This is a genomic window from Chryseobacterium carnipullorum (assembly GCF_900142785.1).
GTDB classification, from domain to species: domain Bacteria; phylum Bacteroidota; class Bacteroidia; order Flavobacteriales; family Weeksellaceae; genus Chryseobacterium; species Chryseobacterium carnipullorum.
This window is the reverse complement of sequence record NZ_FRCD01000003.1, coordinates 209,356-228,607: the sequence shown is the minus strand read 5'-3', so window position 1 is coordinate 228,607 and position 19,252 is coordinate 209,356. Positions and strand designations below refer to the sequence as shown.

Annotated in this window: 20 protein-coding genes; 3 read left to right on the top strand and 17 right to left on the bottom strand. The window is 37.0% G+C overall.

All coding sequences use genetic code 11. The features are described from left to right. Positions 1-20: 20 nt before the first annotated feature. Positions 21-1,418 carry a M949_1556 family lipoprotein gene (locus BUC06_RS04920; RefSeq protein WP_073330504.1) on the top strand — a complete coding sequence of 466 codons (1,398 nt, stop codon included), beginning with the start codon at positions 21-23 and terminating at the stop codon, positions 1,416-1,418. Between the two features lie 156 nt (positions 1,419-1,574). Here BUC06_RS04920 and BUC06_RS04915 read toward each other — a convergent pair whose 3' ends face one another. The 7 genes from BUC06_RS04915 to BUC06_RS04885 form a co-directional block, all read right to left on the bottom strand. Then, entirely contained in the window at positions 1,575-2,012 is a 438-nt protein-coding gene (locus BUC06_RS04915) for a hypothetical protein (RefSeq protein ID WP_139263298.1), read from the bottom strand. A 126-nt stretch (positions 2,013-2,138) separates the two neighbouring features. Further along, positions 2,139-2,609: a DUF6702 family protein gene (locus BUC06_RS04910; protein ID WP_228423619.1), complete on the bottom strand. Its 471-nt coding sequence runs from the start codon at positions 2,607-2,609 to the stop codon at positions 2,139-2,141. A 58-nt stretch (positions 2,610-2,667) separates the two neighbouring features. Continuing rightward, positions 2,668-3,420 (bottom strand): LOG family protein, encoded by a 753-nt coding sequence (locus BUC06_RS04905; protein ID WP_083563964.1) that lies wholly within the window; start codon positions 3,418-3,420, stop codon positions 2,668-2,670. Between the two features lie 8 nt (positions 3,421-3,428). After that, positions 3,429-4,142, bottom strand: a complete 714-nt coding sequence (locus BUC06_RS04900; RefSeq protein WP_073330494.1) for a nucleotidyltransferase family protein — start codon at positions 4,140-4,142, stop codon at positions 3,429-3,431. A 106-nt stretch (positions 4,143-4,248) separates the two neighbouring features. After that, the gene (locus BUC06_RS04895) at positions 4,249-4,656 is read right to left on the bottom strand and encodes a RapZ C-terminal domain-containing protein (protein WP_073330491.1); all 408 of its coding nucleotides are present in this window, start codon (positions 4,654-4,656) and stop codon (positions 4,249-4,251) included. 76 nt (positions 4,657-4,732) lie between these two features. Then, positions 4,733-5,137 carry a GxxExxY protein gene (locus BUC06_RS04890; RefSeq protein ID WP_073330488.1) on the bottom strand — a complete coding sequence of 135 codons (405 nt, stop codon included), beginning with the start codon at positions 5,135-5,137 and terminating at the stop codon, positions 4,733-4,735. A 31-nt stretch (positions 5,138-5,168) separates the two neighbouring features. Further along, a complete protein-coding gene (locus BUC06_RS04885; protein WP_073330484.1) occupies positions 5,169-6,188 on the bottom strand; it encodes an aminoglycoside phosphotransferase family protein in 1,020 nt (339 codons plus the stop codon). 277 nt (positions 6,189-6,465) lie between these two features. Here BUC06_RS04885 and xrtF point away from each other — a divergent pair, with 277 nt between their 5' ends. Next, complete coding sequence (gene xrtF / locus BUC06_RS04880) at positions 6,466-6,996, top strand: exosortase family protein XrtF (protein WP_073330481.1); 531 nt, start codon at positions 6,466-6,468, stop codon at positions 6,994-6,996. Further along, on the top strand, positions 6,983-7,429 hold the full coding sequence (locus BUC06_RS04875; protein WP_073330479.1) for an exosortase F system-associated membrane protein: 447 nt from the start codon (positions 6,983-6,985) through the stop codon (positions 7,427-7,429). The genes xrtF and BUC06_RS04875 overlap by 14 nt, the downstream gene beginning before the upstream one ends. Before the next feature lie 24 nt (positions 7,430-7,453). Here the strand turns inward: BUC06_RS04875 and BUC06_RS04870 are convergent, their stop codons facing one another. The 10 genes from BUC06_RS04870 to BUC06_RS23730 all read right to left on the bottom strand — a co-directional run bounded on the left by BUC06_RS04870 (position 7,454) and on the right by BUC06_RS23730 (position 19,065). Beyond that, the gene (locus BUC06_RS04870) at positions 7,454-8,455 is read right to left on the bottom strand and encodes a cation diffusion facilitator family transporter (protein WP_073330476.1); all 1,002 of its coding nucleotides are present in this window, start codon (positions 8,453-8,455) and stop codon (positions 7,454-7,456) included. Positions 8,456-8,508: 53 nt separating this feature from the next. Then, positions 8,509-9,501: an aspartate-semialdehyde dehydrogenase gene (locus tag BUC06_RS04865; RefSeq protein WP_073330473.1), complete on the bottom strand. Its 993-nt coding sequence runs from the start codon at positions 9,499-9,501 to the stop codon at positions 8,509-8,511. A gap of 75 nt (positions 9,502-9,576) precedes the next feature. Continuing rightward, positions 9,577-10,008: a hypothetical protein gene (locus tag BUC06_RS04860; RefSeq protein ID WP_073330471.1), complete on the bottom strand. Its 432-nt coding sequence runs from the start codon at positions 10,006-10,008 to the stop codon at positions 9,577-9,579. Positions 10,009-10,092: 84 nt separating this feature from the next. After that, a complete protein-coding gene (locus BUC06_RS04855) occupies positions 10,093-12,705 on the bottom strand; it encodes a TonB-dependent receptor (RefSeq protein WP_073330468.1) in 2,613 nt (870 codons plus the stop codon). A gap of 209 nt (positions 12,706-12,914) precedes the next feature. After that, entirely contained in the window at positions 12,915-13,775 is an 861-nt protein-coding gene (nadC, locus tag BUC06_RS04850) for a carboxylating nicotinate-nucleotide diphosphorylase (protein ID WP_073330792.1), read from the bottom strand. 10 nt (positions 13,776-13,785) lie between these two features. Continuing rightward, entirely contained in the window at positions 13,786-14,427 is a 642-nt protein-coding gene (locus BUC06_RS04845) for a hypothetical protein (protein WP_073330465.1), read from the bottom strand. Between the two features lie 19 nt (positions 14,428-14,446). After that, positions 14,447-16,018 (bottom strand): L-aspartate oxidase, encoded by a 1,572-nt coding sequence (nadB, locus tag BUC06_RS04840; protein ID WP_073330463.1) that lies wholly within the window; start codon positions 16,016-16,018, stop codon positions 14,447-14,449. A gap of 29 nt (positions 16,019-16,047) precedes the next feature. Next, positions 16,048-16,674 carry an NAD(P)H-dependent oxidoreductase gene (locus BUC06_RS04835; protein WP_073330460.1) on the bottom strand — a complete coding sequence of 209 codons (627 nt, stop codon included), beginning with the start codon at positions 16,672-16,674 and terminating at the stop codon, positions 16,048-16,050. 129 nt (positions 16,675-16,803) lie between these two features. Next, positions 16,804-18,321: a T9SS type B sorting domain-containing protein gene (locus BUC06_RS04830; RefSeq protein WP_228423617.1), complete on the bottom strand. Its 1,518-nt coding sequence runs from the start codon at positions 18,319-18,321 to the stop codon at positions 16,804-16,806. A 15-nt stretch (positions 18,322-18,336) separates the two neighbouring features. Continuing rightward, a complete protein-coding gene (locus tag BUC06_RS23730) occupies positions 18,337-19,065 on the bottom strand; it encodes an L-type lectin family protein (RefSeq protein WP_167367400.1) in 729 nt (242 codons plus the stop codon). Positions 19,066-19,252 lie beyond the last annotated feature (187 nt).

Sequence of the window (19,252 nt, the reverse complement as noted above, 5' to 3'; positions counted from 1 at the left end):
TAAAAAATAAAAAAATAACAATGAATAATTTCACTAACTTTTTCAAAACGACATTCGTAGCAGTAGGTGTACTGTCTGCATTGTCTTCTTGTGTAAAGAATGATGATTGGGAAACTCCCCCTATCGCCTGTTCAAATAAATTCGAAGCGCCTACCATTTCAATGGCAGATTTCGCAGCGCAGGCTCCTGCTACAGGATATAAATTAATTACTACAGATCAGATCTTCGACGGATATATTGTTTCTTCTGATGCTCAGGGAAATTTCTATAAAACCATCTCTTTCCAGGATAAAACAGTTAATCCTACAGTAGGTCTTCAGATCGAAGTAGACAAAGCAAGTAACTTTGCTGATTATCCCGTAGGAGCACACATCAGAATTAATGCTAAAGGATTACGTCTAGGTCTTGACAGAGGATCTATTAAACTTGGTTCTGAAGATCCGAACTTTGCGATCGGGAGAATTCCTCAGGCCCTTGTTGGAAGATATGTTTCAGGAGTTTGTGGTGGAAACGGTTTGGATGTCCAGACTCTTGTTCCTACAAAACTTAATTCATTAAATGATGCGAAACAGGCTAATTTGATCAACACTTTAGTAACGGTATCTGATGTACAGTTCGGTATCGGTGAGATCTTCCCTGTTCAGAAAAAATATCTTGATTATGATGCCGGAAACCAGGGATTGGATACCGACAGAAATATTGAAGATAAATTGGGAGGTACTGCAGTGATCAGAAATTCAGGATTTTTCAAGAGTGGAGGAGAGCTTATACCAAAAGGAAATGGTACCGTTACTTTTGTAGTAAGCAGATACAATTCTACATGGCAGATGCTGATCAGAAGCTTATCTGATATTAACTTCACTGGAACAAGAGTAGATGCAACGCCGCCAAAAGGAGGTACTGAAATCGCTTATTCTGGTTCATTCCTTGAAAACTTTGAAAGTTATTCACTGACGCCTACTAACCTTGAAGTGTATCCTAAATATGTAAATGATGCCGTATTAGGAAACAGATACTGGCAGTTAAAGACTTTTAGCAGCAATAAGTATATCCAGTTGGGAGCGAATTCAGGTTCTGGAAACTATTTGACTTATTTTGCGGTACCTGTTGATTTTACAGCAGCCAATACCGTAAAATTTGACGTTAACGTTGGATTCTGGAATGGTAATGCTTTAAAAGTATACTATACCACCAACTATACTCCGCTTGGAGATATTACAACGGCCACTAAAACAGATATTACCTCTGCATTTACAATTCCACAGGCTCCAGCTGTTAATTACGGGACATTAGCTCCTGCAGGAACTTACACACTGCCTGCCGGATTAACGGGGAATGGATTTATCTTATTTGAGTATACGGGAGCATCTACAGGTGTTACCACTACGATTCAGTTAGATAATATTCAGGTTCAATAATCAATCTGATATTTTAAATACAGGCCGTCTTTCAGGAGACGGCCTTTTTTGTTTTAATTGATAAACCTACAATGACTGGTGGCTGCGATATGTGTATTGTAAATCAGAGATTTCAAACTTTAAAGGATTATTTTTCGTGGTTTTTTGAATATGAAGCTATTCACTTCTGAGATTCACTTTTACCTCATATTCAATATCACTTTTGTCATATTTGAAAGGGATGTTGGGTAATGACCATCCCACATCATAATAATCGTAATTTTTATGGACATGATATTTTTCCAAAGAATCTGTAATGTCAAATTTATCTAATATTAGATAGCCGTTCCTGATATCTGTAGAATCATATACCACAAGATATTTTCTCCCGTTAATAAATTCTCCATTCTGATGCCCTTTTCTAATGGTACCTCCGCTATATCTGAATGTGTAATCATTACCTTTTGCATATCTCCTGTCCCCATAATCATCGGAAGTAATCTCTCCTACAGTATATTTAGAATTTTTAAGAATTACTTCTGTCGGCTGCCTTGTTGCTTTATATTTAAGAAAATAGGCAATGCAGCCGATTGAACAAATTATGATTATTGGCATTACAAATTTTCTGTTCATTGCATATTTACTTTATTAACAGCGGATAAAATAAGTAATTTAATTGAAAATGGGATACAAAAAAACCACCGCATCCGCAGTGGTTTTTTTATTTTTAAACTATTCCGATTAGAAAGCAACTTCATTCACTTCCTTTCCTCTCTGGAAATTCATTACTTTCTGGCTTCCTTTGTAAGCAATACTAACAATGTTGATCTGCTTAGGAAAAGCACTTAAAAGGATCGTGTTCTTAATTTTCAGGGCACTGATATCGGATACGCCACCGGTCTCAAAATATACCCATACAGTTTCTCCGCTTACCTGACTTCCGGTGAAGGTTATAGTTTTTGGAGAGCCATTGACATACACATCAAAATTATTGTTCACATATTTTTTTACCTCTGCTTCAAATCCTGCTGTATTAGGATTGATTTTAATAGCATCAGAAATATGGTTGGTATTCATTTTTGTGGTGAACTTCAATGTTTTACTTCCATCTATATAATCCACTTTTGTCATTGAAGAGAAAAAGTCTGCATACATAAAACTCATTAACACAAAAAATGTTAAAATTCCTGATATATATAAAAGTTTTTTCATCTTAATTAATAGATTTACAATCATTCTTGCTATTTATAGGTCACAAATAATATGCCAATTAAAAATTTACATTCACAGAATATTTATCATAAAAAGCCTTGATGTGCGCTACGGCTTCATCAGCGGTGTCTACTACTCTGTATAAATCCAGATCATCTTCAGCAATCATGCCTTCTTTTAATAGAGTTGCTTTGAACCAATCCAGTAATCCTCCCCAGAATTCGCTTCCTACAAGGACGATGGGGAATTTCCCGATTTTGTTGGTCTGGATCAGCGTCATTGCTTCTGTGAGCTCGTCTAATGTACCGAAACCTCCCGGCATTACAACGAAACCCTGAGAATATTTTACAAACATTACTTTTCTGACAAAAAAGTAATCGAAGTTCATAGAATAAGATTTATTGATATAAGGATTAAAATGCTGTTCAAATGGCAAATCAATATTAAGGCCTATTGATCTTCCCTGAGCGTTAAAAGCTCCCTTATTTCCTGCTTCCATGATTCCCGGCCCGCCTCCGGTAATGATTCCGAAACCCAGTTTGGTGATCTTTTCTGCAATTTCCACCGCCATCTCATAATATTTACTTTCAGGCTTTAGTCTTGCAGAACCGAATATAGATACACAAGGGCCTATCTTGGCCAGCTTTTCGTACCCATCCACAAATTCAGCCATAACCTTGAACACCATCCAGCTGTCCTTGGTAATGGTTTCATCCCAGGTCTTCTGTCTGAGACTGTTGTGAAGTTTTGTTTCATTAATATCAAGGGCCGGATTTACTAAACTTTCATCCCTGGTTCCATCCATTTCCATTGCAAAAATTATTTAAAATGTTTTTCGGCTTCTATTACGGATTCAGGTCTTCCTACATCAATCAGAATGCTGTCGTGCACAAATCCGTGGATATGTTCCGTCTGCATCAGATCCAGATATTCTTCCATAACAGAAAATTTGCCGGTTCTCTTTATTTTTTCAAAGATAGCAGGGTTGATACAGTGAACGCCGCTGAAAGCAAGAGCTTTAAATCCTTTATTGAATTCCGCGAGCCTCTGTTCTCCCGATTGTACATTAAGCCATCCCCGTAATACCAAATCGTCATTAAAAAGCAATTTTCTTGAGCTATCTCTATCGGAAACCGCTAAAGTAGCAAAATCTTTTATCTTTTTGTGGTATTCAACGAGAGCATTGATGTTGATCTCCGTTAATATATCAGCGTTCATGATCAGAAAATCTTCCCCGTGATCGAGAAACTTTCTAGCAAAAATCAAGCCGCCACCGGTTTCCAGCAGTTCATTAGTCTCATCAGAGATTTCAATGTTGCATCCGAAATTACTGTTTTTATTCAAAAATTCAATAATCTGATTTCCAAAATGATGGATATTGATCACAAAATCTTTTATTCCGAAGCTTTTAAGATAATTGATATTTCTTTCCAAAAGGGGGACGCCATTTACCTGGGCCAGTGCTTTTGGATGATGATCCGTAAAAGGTTTCAGCCTTGTGCCTTTCCCGGCAGCGAAAATTAAAGCTTTCATTTTTTATTTATAATGGATGAATGATGATTGATGAATGACCCCAATGAATAAGTGATGATAATGGATGTTTAAATACGCTAATCATTTATCGTTTATCCATGATCATTTATGAATTCAGTTGGTGCTGTTCGTCGTGGTGAAGGCTTATTTCTATGCCGTCAGGATATTTTTCTTTAATGAATTCAGCGATCTTGATGGCAGAATAGACGGACCTGTGTTGTCCTCCTGTACATCCAAAACTGATCTGCAGATCTTCAAAACCTCTTTCCAGATAGTTATCGATATTAATAGAAATGATAGATTTTACCAATTCGAGAAACTTAGGCATTTCTGTTTTGGTTTCAAGATATTCCTGAACTCCGATGTCATTTCCGGTCTGGATTTTATATTCTTCAATTCTTCCGGGATTTAAAATTCCTCTGCAATCAAAGGTAAAGCCTCCGCCGTTTCCGGAATTGTCTTTTGGGATTCCTCCTTTTTTGTATGAAAAACTGTGGATGTCGATGTGTAACATTCTTTTTTTATTTTATTTGAACCATTAAGATTCTTTTAAGTATTTAAGGTAAGTTAAGATTTTGATAAATCAAAATTCAGTCAGGAAGTTCTTTAAAATATTCGTTAATAAAAGGCTTCAATGACTTTGTGATATTATTCGTAAAAAAGTTGATTAATAGACCCTGTGGCTTTTTGAGAACTTTCATATAAGTTAGTAATTGTGCTTCATGGATAGGAAGTATTTCTTCAACTGCTTTTAATTCTAAAATAATAGAATCATTGACAAGTAAATCTACAACAAGTTTTGTTTCAATTTCTACCCCTTCATAATTGATTGGGACATAAAGCTGCTGCTTTACATCATATCCGTTGTTGATAAGTTCGATCTTTAAACATTGTTCATAAACGCTTTCAAGAAGACCGGGGCCAAGAGTTTTGTGAACTTTAATAGCAAAGCCCGTAATCTCATATGATAACTGTGTAATTTCTTTCTTTGTCATCAGCTTAATATTCTTAAAAACTTAAAGAATCTTAATGGTTTAAAAAGATATTAATTTTTAATTTTACTTCGTCAGCAGAAAGCTTTTCTATTACTTTTTTCAGCTCAGGATAATCTTTCATTTCTTCCCAGGATGCAGCAAAATGGGTGATATTTTGAATCCCTTTTTCCAGGCTTGCCATAAAATGATGCTTCCTTTGGATTAATCCTCTAAAACCGTAAGCTCCCAATACCTGTAGGAATCTCATCATTTGAATAGGTTTTACCGAATTTCTTAGTTGAATTTTAGTTTGTTCATTTTCAGATTGTTCGATGTAATAACTGAGCATTTCGTTTTTGAAATCTTCCGGAAAGTCGGCTTTAGCCTGAAATAGAAAAGAGATGACGTCGTACATCAATGGTCCTTCCATAGCAGATTGGTAGTCGATAAACGAAACTTTACTTTCTTCGTTGACCATAATATTTCTGGCCTGAAAATCACGGATCATAATTCCTTTTGGAGCAAGGCTTTCAATACGGGTAGCAATCTGTTTAAATTCTTTTAGCAGTGTAGATTTACGGTATTCCAGTTCAAGAACGTCAGCTACAAAGTTTTTAAAATAATAAAGATCATGGATCACGGGAAGTTCATCATACTTTTCATATTCAAAAGTTTTTGAGAAATCGATTTTTCCCTGAGTCCCGATCTGAAGCTCAAAAAGTTTTTCCAGCGTTTGTTTTACCAGTGCTTTGACATGAGGAGAAAGTCCTTCTTTTGAAATAATTTCGGAAAGAGTCTGTTCACCAAGAAATTCCTGTATATATATTTTTCTGTCGTCCGAAACGGCAAAAATAGCAGGGGTATTGAGATTCAGTTCGGAAAAAACTTCAGAATAATAGAGGAAGCTTTCATTTTCGGCAATATTTTCATTGCGGGTAACAATGTATTTTTTGTTGTCTGATTTAGCCAGAAAATTCACCCTCGCAGATCCGCTTTGAGCCAGTGTGACAAACTCGGAAGATGGGCTACCCAGATACTTTTCAAAAAATTGTTTTGTGTTTTCGGACGTCATAATATGGAAACAAATATACTAATTTAATGGGAGTTTGGAATTTGTTAAGTTGAAGAGTTACCAGGTTCGGGATTCGCGATCCAGGATGCTGGGATTGGATTTAAGAGTTATAATGATTAAAGTATTTAAACTATATGAAATCTGGTGGAGAATAGGGTAGAGATGGGATCGTTTGGGATTCAGTTATAAAGACATAAAATAGTAATTTCATTCTCAAATCTTTATTTTCTTATCTCAAACACGGGTGAATTTACATCCTAATTTTTATCTTTGCATTATGCTAAAGGATTTTAAACCAGTTTTAAACATTTTGCTGAGGTTCATCGTTATCTATCTGGTACTGCTTTTTGCGTATCAGTTTTATCTGAATGTGAGTAAGGCAGGAGGACTTGATCCTTTTTCGAGAATCATTGCCGATCAGGTTGCGTCTATTCAGAAGGCTTTGGGATTTCCGACCTTGCTTTATGATGATATAAAAAATGAGCAGGTCTGGTTTTATGTGAAGAAAAACTATGTGACAAGGATGGTGGAAGGCTGTAATGCAATTTCGGTTATGATTCTTTTCATGGCATTTGTATTTGCATTTTATAAAGGACTGAAAACTTTTATTTATGCACTGGCAGGAATTGTTATGCTCTATATCATGAACCTTCTCCGGATCGTTGGACTCAATATTGTGATGTCGGACTACGAGGAATACGGAAAAATGTTTCACGACTTTATTTTCCCTGCAGTTATTTACGGGACCGTGGTGGTTCTGTGGTTGGTATGGATTAAATTCTTTGCTTTAAAAAATGAAAATTCTTAACGGGCTTCTGGTTATAGCAGGAATCTGCGGTCTTATAGGGATACGTGTTATTGAAGATAGCATCTTTTATGATCCATTTCTTGCGTATTTTCATGAAGCTAATAAAAATATTGAATTTCCTCAGTTTGAGTGGGGGAGATTAATTATTGGGCATCTCTTCAGATTTGTTCTTAATCTTCTATTTTCGTGCCTGATCATTCAGTGTCTTTTTAAAAATAAACAGTGGACGGTACAGGGGGCATTGCTGATTACGATCATCTTTGCCATTACTTTCCCGATCTATCTTTACTGTATCTCTGACAGATTTGACATTGGCTACCTTTTTTCGTTTTATATGAGAAGGTTTGTTATTCAGCCGCTGGCGCTGCTATTGATTGTTCCGATGTTTTATTACAGAAAGCAATTAATAAAAGACAGGCTAATCAACCAGTAGTCGGTCAGCCTGTGTGTTGATCAGCTAATCTGCAGTGTGTTTTTCTACACTTGTTACATTTTCCGGGGTCCATTGTACGCGTTTAACAAAATCTTTTTCGCGGACAGGGCAGTCTTTGATCTGACATACAGGACATGATATGGTCTTGCAGTCATCCATATGAAAATTAAATTCTATGTTTCTTTTGATATTTTTGGCCAGGACGATAATCATTTTTTCCATTTCATCATGAGCTTCACGAAGACTGTAATACCAGGGCAGGGTGATATGCGCATCAATGTGGAGATTGGCTCCGAATTGCTGGATCTTCATATTGTGAACATCGATCCATTCTATTCTTCTGTTTTCTTCCAGTACTTTGATAATCTGGTTCAGAAGATCCGGATCCTGCTCATCCATAATCCCACTTAAAGACTTTCTAACAATTTTATAGCCTACATAGATAATATAAAAACCGAAAATAAGAGCTACCACCGAATCCAGCCAATAGATCTTGGTAAAGTAGACTACAATTAAACTGAGGACCACTCCAAATGTGGTCACGGTATCGGACTGTAAATGTTTTCCGGAGGAAATCAACACCAGAGAGTTTTCTGCCTTACCTCTTTTAATGGAAACATAACCAAGTAAATAGTTGACTACAGCAGTTGCTGCAATGATCCATATTCCCAGATCAATCTTGGCCAGTGTTTTTCCAACGACTAAGCTGTTGACACCTTCGTAGATGATCATAATGCCCGCAATAGCTATTAAAGCCCCTTCAATGCCGGATGTTACAAATTCTACTTTTCCATGGCCGTAAGGGTGGTCTTCGTCCTTGGGTTTTGCAGCCAGGTGAAGGGAGTAGAGTCCCATAAATGCACTGATGACATTTACAACGCTTTCCATGGCATCAGAGAATACTGCATCGGAATTCGTAAGCTTCCATGCGATGATCTTTCCTATGAATAAGATGACGCCGAAAACGGCAATAAGCTTTTGAAATCCTATTTTGTCTTTGTTGCTGATGGTTTTTTTATTTTCCATAGTTTGATAAAAAAAAGAATCTCAATTTTGAGACTCTTTTTTATTTTGTTAGTTTAAACTAAGTTGTTGGCTGCTAAGTATTCTGCAATCTGTACAGCGTTTGTTGCTGCTCCTTTTCGCAGATTGTCTGCTACGATCCAGAGGTTCAGCGTTTTGGGCTGTGACAGATCCCGTCTTATCCTGCCGACGAATACATCGTCTTTACCTTCTGAGTACAGCGGCATTGGATATTCGTTGTTTTTCACATTGTCCATGACTACGACACCCGGTGTTTCAGATAAGATCTTTCTTACTTCGTCAAGGTCAAATTCATTTTCAAATTCAATATTCACACTTTCTGAGTGTCCTCCCTGAACAGGAACCCTCACTGCAGTTGCGGTAAGATTGAATGTATCATCCCCTAAGATTTTCTTAGGCTCTTTCATTAATTTGATCTCTTCTTTAGTATAATCATCATCACTGAACACGTCACAGTGAGGAAGAGCATTTTTGAAGATCTGGTAAGGATACACTTTGGCAACGTTGTCATCTCCGCTGATTTCAGCATTGAGCTGATCTACGGCAGCTTTTCCTGTTCCTGTTACAGACTGGTACGTAGAAACGACCACTCTTTTCAGGTCATATTTTTTATTCAATGGCCCCAAAACCATTACTAACTGAATGGTAGAGCAGTTGGGATTGGCAATAATTTTATCTTCCTTGGTTAAAACATGGGCATTGATCTCCGGAACCACCAGTTTTTTGGTAGGATCCATTCTCCATGCAGAAGAATTATCAATCACTGTGGTGCCGGCTTCTGCAAAAAGAGGGGCAAATTCAAGAGAAGTATCTCCTCCGGCAGAAAAAATAGCAATATCCGGTTTGGCAGCTATAGCGTCTTTCATGCTTACAATCGTAAATTCTTCCTGTTTATACTTCACCTTCTTTCCTACAGATCTTTCGGATGCTACCGGAATTAATTCTGTTACAGGGAAGTTTCTCTCCTCCAAAACTTTAAGCATAACTTGTCCAACCATTCCTGTTGAACCGACTACAGCTACTTTCATTGATTTAATTAAAAATTTAAGGTTAAACTATTACAACGGTATCAACGCATCATTGATACCGTTGTATTTTATTTTTTAAGCCCCAAAGACTCTCATCCAAGGGAACGCGAATGCAAATAAACCTACTGCAATAAGACCCATGATTACAATTCCCAGTGAAATGGTATCATTAGATTTTACTTTCTTATTAATGATGGTCATTAATACAGCTGCAATTAGCATAGAAAATGGGTGTTCTACATACTGGAATCTTAAGTCAGCGTTTTTCATTACTGATCCCATATCCAATCCTTCTGTAAAATTGATCACCAACATGATAACTCCTATAAGGAATTGAACATGGAAGAAGATCATCGTAAAGAGAGTCGTCTTCTTTAAAAATTTGTTCACTTTGCCACTGAAGCCAAACATCGTAGCTAAAAGGGCAATAATAAATAATGAGGTCAAAAGAAGTTCAAGATACCCGAATCCTTTGTGTGCATTAAGCAAAATCTTGTAAAAATCCATATTCAATTTTTTGTACACAAATATAACAAAAATCCCGGCGAAAAGCCGGGATAGATATTTATAAAATCTAATATGATAATCTTATTAGAAGTTGAATGACAATGTTGCTGCCCAAGTTCTTCCAAATCCGAAGAATACTCTGTTGGTTGTATCAATTCCTTTATAGAAGTTATTTGGATTATTGATATAAGCGCTATACTGCTGTTGAGCTGTTGCTCCACTTGGTATATCTTTAAAGTCTCCTGCTCCTTTAACGAAATTATTTGTTGCACCATCCTGGATGTAAGTAGTATCAAATAAGTTGTAAACGTTAGCTCCAATAGTGAAAAATTGGTTAGCGTCTCTCAATCTGATTTTATATGAAACACCTACATCTGTAAGATTGTAGTCAGGCAGTTTTAATACTCCTCTGTCTTGATTAGCTATGTTTGAGAAAGTAGCAATGTCAATAGAAGAATAAAGCTTACCTACAAATCTCCATCCTGCATAGATGCTTAAGTCTTTTACCGGCTTAACAGTAGCTCCTAATGATGCGGTCATTTGTGGAATACTGTTGCTGCTTGTTCCTCCTACTTTTACTTTATCAATATAAAGCGTAGTTGTGTTTGAATCTCCAGCTACCGTTAGAGGGTTGTTATTTCCGTCAAATGTTGTACCTGTTGCATTTCCTTTATAGTAATAGTCTCCCCAAGAGAACATTCCATTAATTTCCAAAAATTTGTTCAGTTTGTAAGTTGCATCGAACTCAACTCCCTGGTGAATTTCTGTAATACCATTCATCTCTGCGTATGCATCTGTTACGTCAGGAACCTGAATATTTCTTCTCAGAGCTCTATCTTTCCACTGTGTTCTGTAAATGTTAACATTTGCACTGAATTTTGCAGATCTGAAACCATAACCAACTTCAGCAGAGAAAATTTTCTCATTAGTTAACTGAGGGTTAACAACTTGCTGGTTACTTGGATATACAGTGTTCATGAATGGCTGCTTGCTGTAATAACCAATATTGGCAAAAACGTTATTGTTTTCATTGATATTATAGTTAGCACCCCCTTTAATGTTGTATCCGAAGATGTTTTTGAAACCTGTTTTTCTGTTTACAGTTTGGTTTCTTTGTACAGTAATACCATCTTGAACAAACTCATCAATTCTTTGATATCCTTGATTTGAAACTGATCCTTGTAAAAATGCAGATAAGTTATCTTTTGTATATTCTACTTGACCAAATCCGCTATACCAGATTACTTCACCATCATTACTGAATCCAACTCTTTCGTTAAGAGGAACCTGGCTTCCTCCAAAAGGATTCCATGATAATTTTTTATAGTCAGAAGTTTGAGTAACAAGGTTTGGAGCGATGTTTTTATTATTAGCATCTTTGTATCCTTGTGCACCATATAGATCTGAAATAACCTGATAGTGATATCCATAGTAGTATCTGTCATCAGTACCTACAGAGAAGTTCCAGTTATCATTAATCTTATGCTGGAAATTAGCTAATATACCATACCAGTTATGTGAATTAATACTTGCTCTACGCACTAATGTTGATCCTGCATTTGCGGTACTCGCATTTACTGCAGCATTTTCAGCAAAAACTTTGTCATAATTGTAAAGTCCCTGAGCATCTCTAAAGTAAGGTTGTCCGTTAACTAAAGTTGTAAGACCTCTACCGTTAACTCTTCCTAGATCAGCAGTACCACCACCTCTACCATTAGACATGTATGCTACTGTGCTTAACTTGGATTTATCATTGATAGTCCAGTCCCAGTTTAACATGATAACGGGCTTATTATAATAGTTTGATCTGTTGGAAAGAGCAACTCTTTTTCCTTCAGAATTCGTGTAATATCCCCAATCTGAATTATAAGTTCTGTCAGGAGTTCCGTCATTATCCGGATTGTATCTCACGTAATCACTAATAGAAGGAGCATATGATCTTTGATCATGCCATTGTGGAGCTCCAGTAATAGTAAATTGGAAATTGTGTTTTTTATTTGGTTCCCATCCTAATGCGAAATAGTAAGCATAAGATTCGTAGTCTGTGTTTTGAATGTATGTTGCTCCGGTTTGTCTGCTCATTAAGAATGAAGAAGACCATCCCTTGTCAGACTTTCCTGTATTGTAAGCGAATGATGTTTTCAGAAAGTCATTGTTACCAACGCCCAATCTTACAATACCACCTTTTTTCATATCTGCTGACTTAGTAATGAAGTTCATTGTACCTCCAACAGAAGCGATCGCTAATTTAGAAGAACCAAGTCCTCTCTGTACCTGCATAAAACTCGTTACGTCAGATAATCCAGTCCAGTTTGAGAAATAAACAGTACCACCCTCCATGTCATTAACAGGCATACCGTTTACCATTACTGCAATGTTTCTTGATTCAAACCCACGCATAACAATCTGAGAGTCTCCGAAACCACCGCCACCTTTTGTAGCATATACAGATGGTGTTACATTTAAAAGTTCAACAAGTTCCTGATTTCCTTGTCTTTCAAGAATTTGTGCTGCTTTTACTGTAGAAACTGCTACTGGTGTTTTTCTATCTTTAGCGATATCCGTAACACCTCTTAAAATTACCTCATCAATATCTTTGGACTTTGATACCGTATCCTGAACCTGTTGAGCGTAATAAACACTAGCTGTAGATAGGGTGATAGCTACAGTCAGTATCGATTTGTTGATTAATTTCATAATCGTTAGTAATAGTTAGATTTAATTTTCTGCAAAATTCGCGAAATAAAATTTAACTAATATTAACTGTATGTTAATTTTTACTTAATCTTAATAATGTGTAAGCTGTTGAAATTCAGGTTTATATATAAAAATTGAATTTTGGCATGAAAAAAATCATATTATTGAATTTTTAACAAATGGGGGCTGTTTTTATTAAAAATACAACGCTATTTCACCGCTTTGAGACTCAAATCAATATTTTCAGCCGAATGGGTAAGGGCTCCCGCAGAGATATACGTTACTCCTGTTGATGCAATTTCTTTTAACATATCACGGGTAATTCCGCCTGATGCTTCAGACTCACATGAGCCGTTGATCATTTCTACGGCCTGTTTCATCATGTTTACATTCATGTTGTCCAGCATGATTCGGTCTACTTTTGCTTTAATGGCTTCTTGTACTTCTTCCAGATTTCTTGTTTCAACTTCAATTTTTAATTTTTTCTTATTAGTTTTAACGTAGTCTTTTGCCATTTTTACGGCATTGGTAATACTTCCGTTATAGTCGATATGGTTGTCTTTTAACATGATCATATCATAAAGACCATATCTGTGATTGGTACCGCCACCTATCGCGACAGCCCATTTTTCACATACCCTGAAATTCGGGGTCGTTTTTCTGGTGTCTAAAAGCTTTGTTTTAGTCCCTACTAATCTGGAATCCCAGTCATGGGTAAGGGTTGCGATTCCGCTCATTCTCTGCATACAGTTCAGAATAAGTCTTTCCGTAGAAAGAATGGACCGGGCACTTCCGGTTACTGTTAAAGCAACATCTCCTACCTTGGCAGAATCTCCGTCTTTAATCAATACCTCAACTTTTAAGTCTTTATCAAAAGTTTTAAAAATAATTTCTGCCAGTTCCACTCCGGCTAAAATACAGTCCTGCTTGACCAGAAGTTTAGCACTCTGTTCCAAATCTTTTGGAATCGTGGAAATGGTGGAGTGGTCGCCATCCTGAATGTCTTCTTCCAGAGCGTTTTTGATGAATTGTTTTAAAACTTTATCTGTAACGTATGCTGGTCTTTTCATATTTTTAATTTTAATAATAGTATGATGCTTTTGTTCCGAATAATAAATCATGGATCACAAAAAGCAAAATTACTTCATTTTCATCAGCTTTTATTTTTTCAAACTCAATTTTATTTTTTATTCGGATATTGTTTTGGTTTGAAGCATAAAATTCTATTAAATATTTACCTTGAGGTCTATATGCATTAGGGTTTTCGGAATAAAAAAAATATTTCCAATTGAAGTTTTTCCAATGGTATTCCCTACTGTGAAAAAGAATTTTCTCTTTATTAAATTGTAGAATCGGATGTTGGTGATTATTGATATAGTACAATGTTAATTGAAGTTGGTTGTCATGAATAATTTCATCCAGATCAAATTGATCTTTTCCAAAATAATAAGGCTTTCCCAATTCCAGTATATTACACAATAAATTTAAAGGGAGTGGATATTTTGCTCTTGCAATAATGATCCTCTTTAAGTAATCGAAAAAGTTTCTTCCCAGAAGTGCAGCAACAATTCCCAGTATCCAGAAAACAAGATCACTTGAGTTATTCAATTTAACAACAAAAATAAGAAGTCCGAAAATTCCTAAAATCATTCCTATAATTAATACTTTTAGAATATATAAAAGTTTAATAATGGTAAGAATTTTCAAACTGAATATTTCCATTGATTTGCTTTAATTGCTATTAAGCTAAATCTTTATTATAAAAAGCGCCCTTATTTTCAGTCATCTCAATAGACTGGGTAATAATAAGGTGAGCAACGGTGGTCAGGTTTCTTAATTCGGATAACTGTGGTGAAAGAATAGAGTAGTGGTAAATTTCGTCTACTGCTGCTGCGATCTCCTGGTGTTTTTGAAGAGCCATTGCCAGGCGCTTGTTACTTCTCACAATTCCCACAAGATCACTCATCATTTCCTGAAGCTGTTTTCTCAGGTAGCTGACGATGACCATTTCATCCATGATGTTCATTCCTTCTTCATTCCATTCCGGAACAGCTTTCAGATCGTCAAAATTAAAATTGTTTTCCTTGAGTAGCGCAACCGTCTTTATCGCGGCATTATGTCCAAAAACTAAACCTTCCAGTAATGAATTGGACGCAAGCCTGTTAGCGCCATGAAGTCCTGAGTTGGTGCATTCTCCTACAGCAAAAAGGTTTCTGATAGAAGACTGTCCGTCACGATCTACTTCAATTCCCCCCATCAGATAATGGCAGGCTGGTACCACAGGGATTAATTGAGTAAAAGGATCAATTCCTTCTTCTCTGCATTTTTTATAAATATTCGGGAAATGTTCCAGGAATCTTTCGTGATCCATGTCACGGCAGTCGAGGCCGGCATATTCATCTCCTGAAATTTTCATTTCGTTGTCGATGGCTCTGGCAACAATATCTCTTGAGGCTAATTCTTCACGCTCATCATATTTGTGCATGAATTTTTCACCTTTCTTGGTTCTTAATTTGGCGCCATCCCCTCTTACTGCTTCAGAAATGAGGAAAAGCATTCCGTTAATCTTGCTGTATAATGCTGTAGGATGAAACTGATAATATTGCATATTGGAAACTTTACCTTTTGCTCGGGCAACAAAAGCGATTCCGTCTCCGGTAGCAATGGTGGGATTCGTGGTGTTTTTGTAAACATGTCCCGCACCTCCGGTAGCTGCCAGTGTTATTTTGGAAGTGATTTTTTTGATCTTTCTTGATTTTTCATCAAGGATATACGCACCATAGCAGTTGATATCGCCCTGGCTCACTTCTTTTCCCGGAACGTGATGTTGCGTGATGATGTCAATAACATAATGATGGTCGAGGATTTCAATATTCGGACTGTTTTTAGCCGTTTCAAGAAGAGCTCTTTCAATCTCAAATCCTGTAATGTCTTTGTGGTGAACGATTCTGTTTTCTGTATGGCCACCTTCTCTTCCGAGAGCAAATTCTCCATTTTTCATGTCGAAATTCGCACCCCATTCCACGATCTCGTTGAATCTTGCAGGAGCTTCTCTTACAACCATTTCTACAACATCGCGTTTGTTTTCGCCATCTCCGGCACGCATGGTATCTTCGATGTGTTTTTCGAAATTATCATTTTTAAAGTCGGTGACTACAGCCAGCCCGCCTTGTGCATATTTAGTATTGCTTTCGTCTTCGTCAGATTTTGTTACAATGATGATCTTGGCATCAGGGAACTGTTCAGAAACTTTAATGGCATAGGAAAGTCCCGAGATGCCGGAACCTATTACTAATACATCCGCTTTTATCATATGCTTGCTTTAGGTACAATCGTTTAATATTAAATAAATTTAAACAATTTTTCGTTTGGTTTTCTTACTTTTTTCATGTGCTGGAAATGATCTTCCTCAGAACGGTAGCCTAAAGCGAGGGTGACGGTTACTTTTTCTGTATCTGGATTGATGTTGAGAATTTCTTCTATCACGTCCTGCCGGAAGCCTTCCATAGGGCACGAATCTATGTTTTCAATAGCAGCAGCGTACATCAGATTGGCCAGAACTATATAGGATTGTTTTTCTGCCCAGTTGAAAATTTCATCCTGTGTTTTTTGGATAATATATTGGTTGATACTTTTTCTGAACAGATCAAGTTTCTCAACAGGTGTTTCCCTTACTTCAGAAATATGATTAAAATATCCATGAATATAGCTTTCCTCAATTGTTTTCTTTGAAATAATGACGATGAGATGGGAGCATGTAGAAATTTGTGAAGGATTATAGAAAGCTGGAATTAATTTCTGTTTCATCTCATCACTTTCTACCACCAATACCCTGTAGGGCTGAAGTCCAAGCGAACTTGCAGACAACTTTCCTGACTCGAGAATATTGTACAAGGTATCCTGAGGAATGATCTCATGATTAAATTTCTTCACAGAATATCTTCTGCTTAAAGCTTCCAAATAATTCATAGGACAAATTTAAGAATTGAATACGAATAAAATGACTTTAAAATGAAATATATACCTGCAGAAAGACAAAAAAAGGATCACTCCAAATTTAGAGTGATCCAGGGGTATTTAAAAATAATCAATTTAAATTTATTCTCTGTTTTTTACCATAATCCAACCGGAGAATTTGATTGGAGTATTCTTGCTGTTGTTCTCATTCCATGTGATAGAATACCAGTAGTTTCCGGTAGGAACTTTCTTACTGCCATTCGTAGTTCCGTCCCATGTGTATCTGTTGGATTTATCCGCCTGGAAAAGCTTGTAGCCATATCTGTCGAAGATTCCGATCTGCAGATTTTTTTTGTTTGAAAGTGCAGAATAATCAATTGCGTCATTCACACCATCTCCATTCGGGGTGATGACATTAATCAGATTCGGAACAGTAATATTGATTTCTATAGGTTCACAATCATAGCTGTCCTTTACAAAAATCTTAGTTTCACCTCTGGCAACATTGTTGAATACATTAGAATCCTGCCAGTTGATATTATCCATTGAATATTGGTAAGGCGGAGTTCCTCCGTTAGCGAAAACTGTGACCGTATTTGCTGAGATATCAATGGTTGTTACCACGGGTTGCTCAGAAGCATAGACTTTTACGGTCTGTAATGCGGTACAATCTCCTGTTTTTAGTTTTACCCAGTAGGTTTCTACTCCTACATTGGAAATTGTCTGTGTAGTAGCACCTGTACTCCATAGATATGAAGTGAATCCAGGTCCTGCATCCAATGTGGTTTTATCTTCAATACAGATGATTTTGTCTTTTAATACACTGGATAAAACCGGTGCCAAAACGGTTAGGGTCACTTTTGCAATAGTGTAGCAGCCCTGAGCATTGAAGACCTTGATGTAGATTACACCTGAAGGTGCTGTATAGGTTAAGAAATTTAAGATTTCATTGGTTCCGTTTACCGCGTCTGCCAGAGACGGATAATATTTTTTCGTTGCTCCTGTTACTGTTGTTACGGTAGCATTGCTTAAATTGAATGTTCCCAGTGAAGGATTGGTTTCAAGGAAGCATGTTCTCAGCGAAGCATCAGTTACAACGACAACCGGATTAAGATTCAGCGTAACTTTTGCAGTACTTACACATCCCTGGGGCGTCGTCACTTTTGCGAATATCACCGCTGCTCCTGATGCATACGCAGTAGGATTCGGAATCTGGTTAATTCCTGCATTAAGGTCGTACATAGTATTATAGAACTGCATCGTACATCCCGGAACCGTTGTTAAAGCTGCTGTGGTAAGATCAAATGTCGCTGTACCTGCATTGTTATTGTTACATGCGGTAAGGGTAGCATCAGTTGCTGCGAACGGTGTTGGATTTAGCTGTATAACTCCGTCTCCATTGTCGCATAGGGTAGAGCTTGGATCTTTAATGACGACTTTAATGGTTGTGTTGCCTGAATAAGGGAAACTAGTTGGATTGGTAATAGGAGTTGAACTTCCTAAAACATAGTAAGTGAACAGGTAATTACCGGGATTATTGACAAATTGTGCATTAAACGACGTAAGATCCACAGTTCCGGTTCCGGTTGCAGGATTTGTACATACAAATGGACTGACTGTAGCATTCAGGATGGGTACTTTATCTACAAAAACTTTCACATTCTTGATAGAGTGTCATGCACTGGCACCACCCGTAGCTGCTGAAAAACCGAAGTAGCCTTGTGACATTCCTATGGCTGCTCCTGAAGGGGCAAATGACTGGTCTACAATAAGTACTCCATCAAGTTTAATTTTTATAATCCAGTTTGTCGGATTGGTAAGATCTGTTTCACCGTTTACTTCCACGTGTTTATAGACTGGTCCTACGAAAGGCTGGGTTGCTATAAGATCGGGAGAGTGGAATGTACTGCCCGGAGTATTGTTGTATTCAATATTATTTCCTGCGGTGTCATTGGTTCCATAAAGCAGATGTATTTTACTCATCTGACCTTCTGTACTGTTATTGAAGATGTCAAATCCTACCATCAGTCCTGAAGCATTTCCCGGAATTCCAAGCCCGCCTCCGGATACGAATCCTGTAGGGGGATTGACAAGGTACCAGAATGTGAAACCGTCTCCTCTTCCAAACTGAGTGGTTCCGTTTCCGTCGATCCTAAAATCAAATTCCACTTTCCATTTGTCACAATAGCTTAAAGTAATAGGAGTAGCAAGCTTTATAGCGCCATATAAACTGGTATTATCTGTGGTAAGACGGATAAAATCATTGTCAACAGCTGCATTGGAAACAAGGTCCCAGCCTGTGGTGTTAACAGGATTTCCTGCAAGCTGATAGGTTTGTGAAAACACTTGCCCCGAAAAGCCTAATAAAATGATTAAATAATAAATGAGTAGTTTTCTTTTCATGTGAAACGATGGGTTTGAGGTTATTGATATAAATATATTTATTTTGATTGGAAGGATATAATGAATAATTGTCAATTGTTTGGTTTAAATTGTCAATTTCAGGTTTATTTTGATTAATTGATAATGTAATTAAAATAATATTGTGTTTTTGTTGTTCGGTGGTAAAAAGAAAGCCAGTGTGCTTTGC

Excerpts from the sequence above, each read along its gene's own strand:
- BUC06_RS04920 (WP_073330504.1), top strand. The coding sequence starts at position 21 with ATGAATAATTTCACTAACTTTTTCAAAACGACATTCGTAGCAGTAGGT.
- BUC06_RS04915 (WP_139263298.1), bottom strand. The coding sequence starts at position 2,012 with ATGCCAATAATCATAATTTGTTCAATCGGCTGCATTGCCTATTTTCTT.
- BUC06_RS04910 (WP_228423619.1), bottom strand. The coding sequence starts at position 2,609 with ATGAAAAAACTTTTATATATATCAGGAATTTTAACATTTTTTGTGTTA.
- BUC06_RS04905 (WP_083563964.1), bottom strand. The coding sequence starts at position 3,420 with ATGGAAATGGATGGAACCAGGGATGAAAGTTTAGTAAATCCGGCCCTT.
- BUC06_RS04900 (WP_073330494.1), bottom strand. The coding sequence starts at position 4,142 with ATGAAAGCTTTAATTTTCGCTGCCGGGAAAGGCACAAGGCTGAAACCT.
- BUC06_RS04895 (WP_073330491.1), bottom strand. The coding sequence starts at position 4,656 with ATGTTACACATCGACATCCACAGTTTTTCATACAAAAAAGGAGGAATC.
- BUC06_RS04890 (WP_073330488.1), bottom strand. The coding sequence starts at position 5,137 with ATGACAAAGAAAGAAATTACACAGTTATCATATGAGATTACGGGCTTT.
- BUC06_RS04885 (WP_073330484.1), bottom strand. The coding sequence starts at position 6,188 with ATGACGTCCGAAAACACAAAACAATTTTTTGAAAAGTATCTGGGTAGC.
- xrtF (WP_073330481.1), top strand. The coding sequence starts at position 6,466 with ATGCTAAAGGATTTTAAACCAGTTTTAAACATTTTGCTGAGGTTCATC.
- BUC06_RS04875 (WP_073330479.1), top strand. The coding sequence starts at position 6,983 with ATGAAAATTCTTAACGGGCTTCTGGTTATAGCAGGAATCTGCGGTCTT.
- BUC06_RS04870 (WP_073330476.1), bottom strand. The coding sequence starts at position 8,455 with ATGGAAAATAAAAAAACCATCAGCAACAAAGACAAAATAGGATTTCAA.
- BUC06_RS04865 (WP_073330473.1), bottom strand. The coding sequence starts at position 9,501 with ATGAAAGTAGCTGTAGTCGGTTCAACAGGAATGGTTGGACAAGTTATG.
- BUC06_RS04860 (WP_073330471.1), bottom strand. The coding sequence starts at position 10,008 with ATGGATTTTTACAAGATTTTGCTTAATGCACACAAAGGATTCGGGTAT.
- BUC06_RS04855 (WP_073330468.1), bottom strand. The coding sequence starts at position 12,705 with ATGAAATTAATCAACAAATCGATACTGACTGTAGCTATCACCCTATCT.
- nadC (WP_073330792.1), bottom strand. The coding sequence starts at position 13,775 with ATGAAAAGACCAGCATACGTTACAGATAAAGTTTTAAAACAATTCATC.
- BUC06_RS04845 (WP_073330465.1), bottom strand. The coding sequence starts at position 14,427 with ATGGAAATATTCAGTTTGAAAATTCTTACCATTATTAAACTTTTATAT.
- nadB (WP_073330463.1), bottom strand. The coding sequence starts at position 16,018 with ATGATAAAAGCGGATGTATTAGTAATAGGTTCCGGCATCTCGGGACTT.
- BUC06_RS04835 (WP_073330460.1), bottom strand. The coding sequence starts at position 16,674 with ATGAATTATTTGGAAGCTTTAAGCAGAAGATATTCTGTGAAGAAATTT.
- BUC06_RS23730 (WP_167367400.1), bottom strand. The coding sequence starts at position 19,065 with ATGAAAAGAAAACTACTCATTTATTATTTAATCATTTTATTAGGCTTT.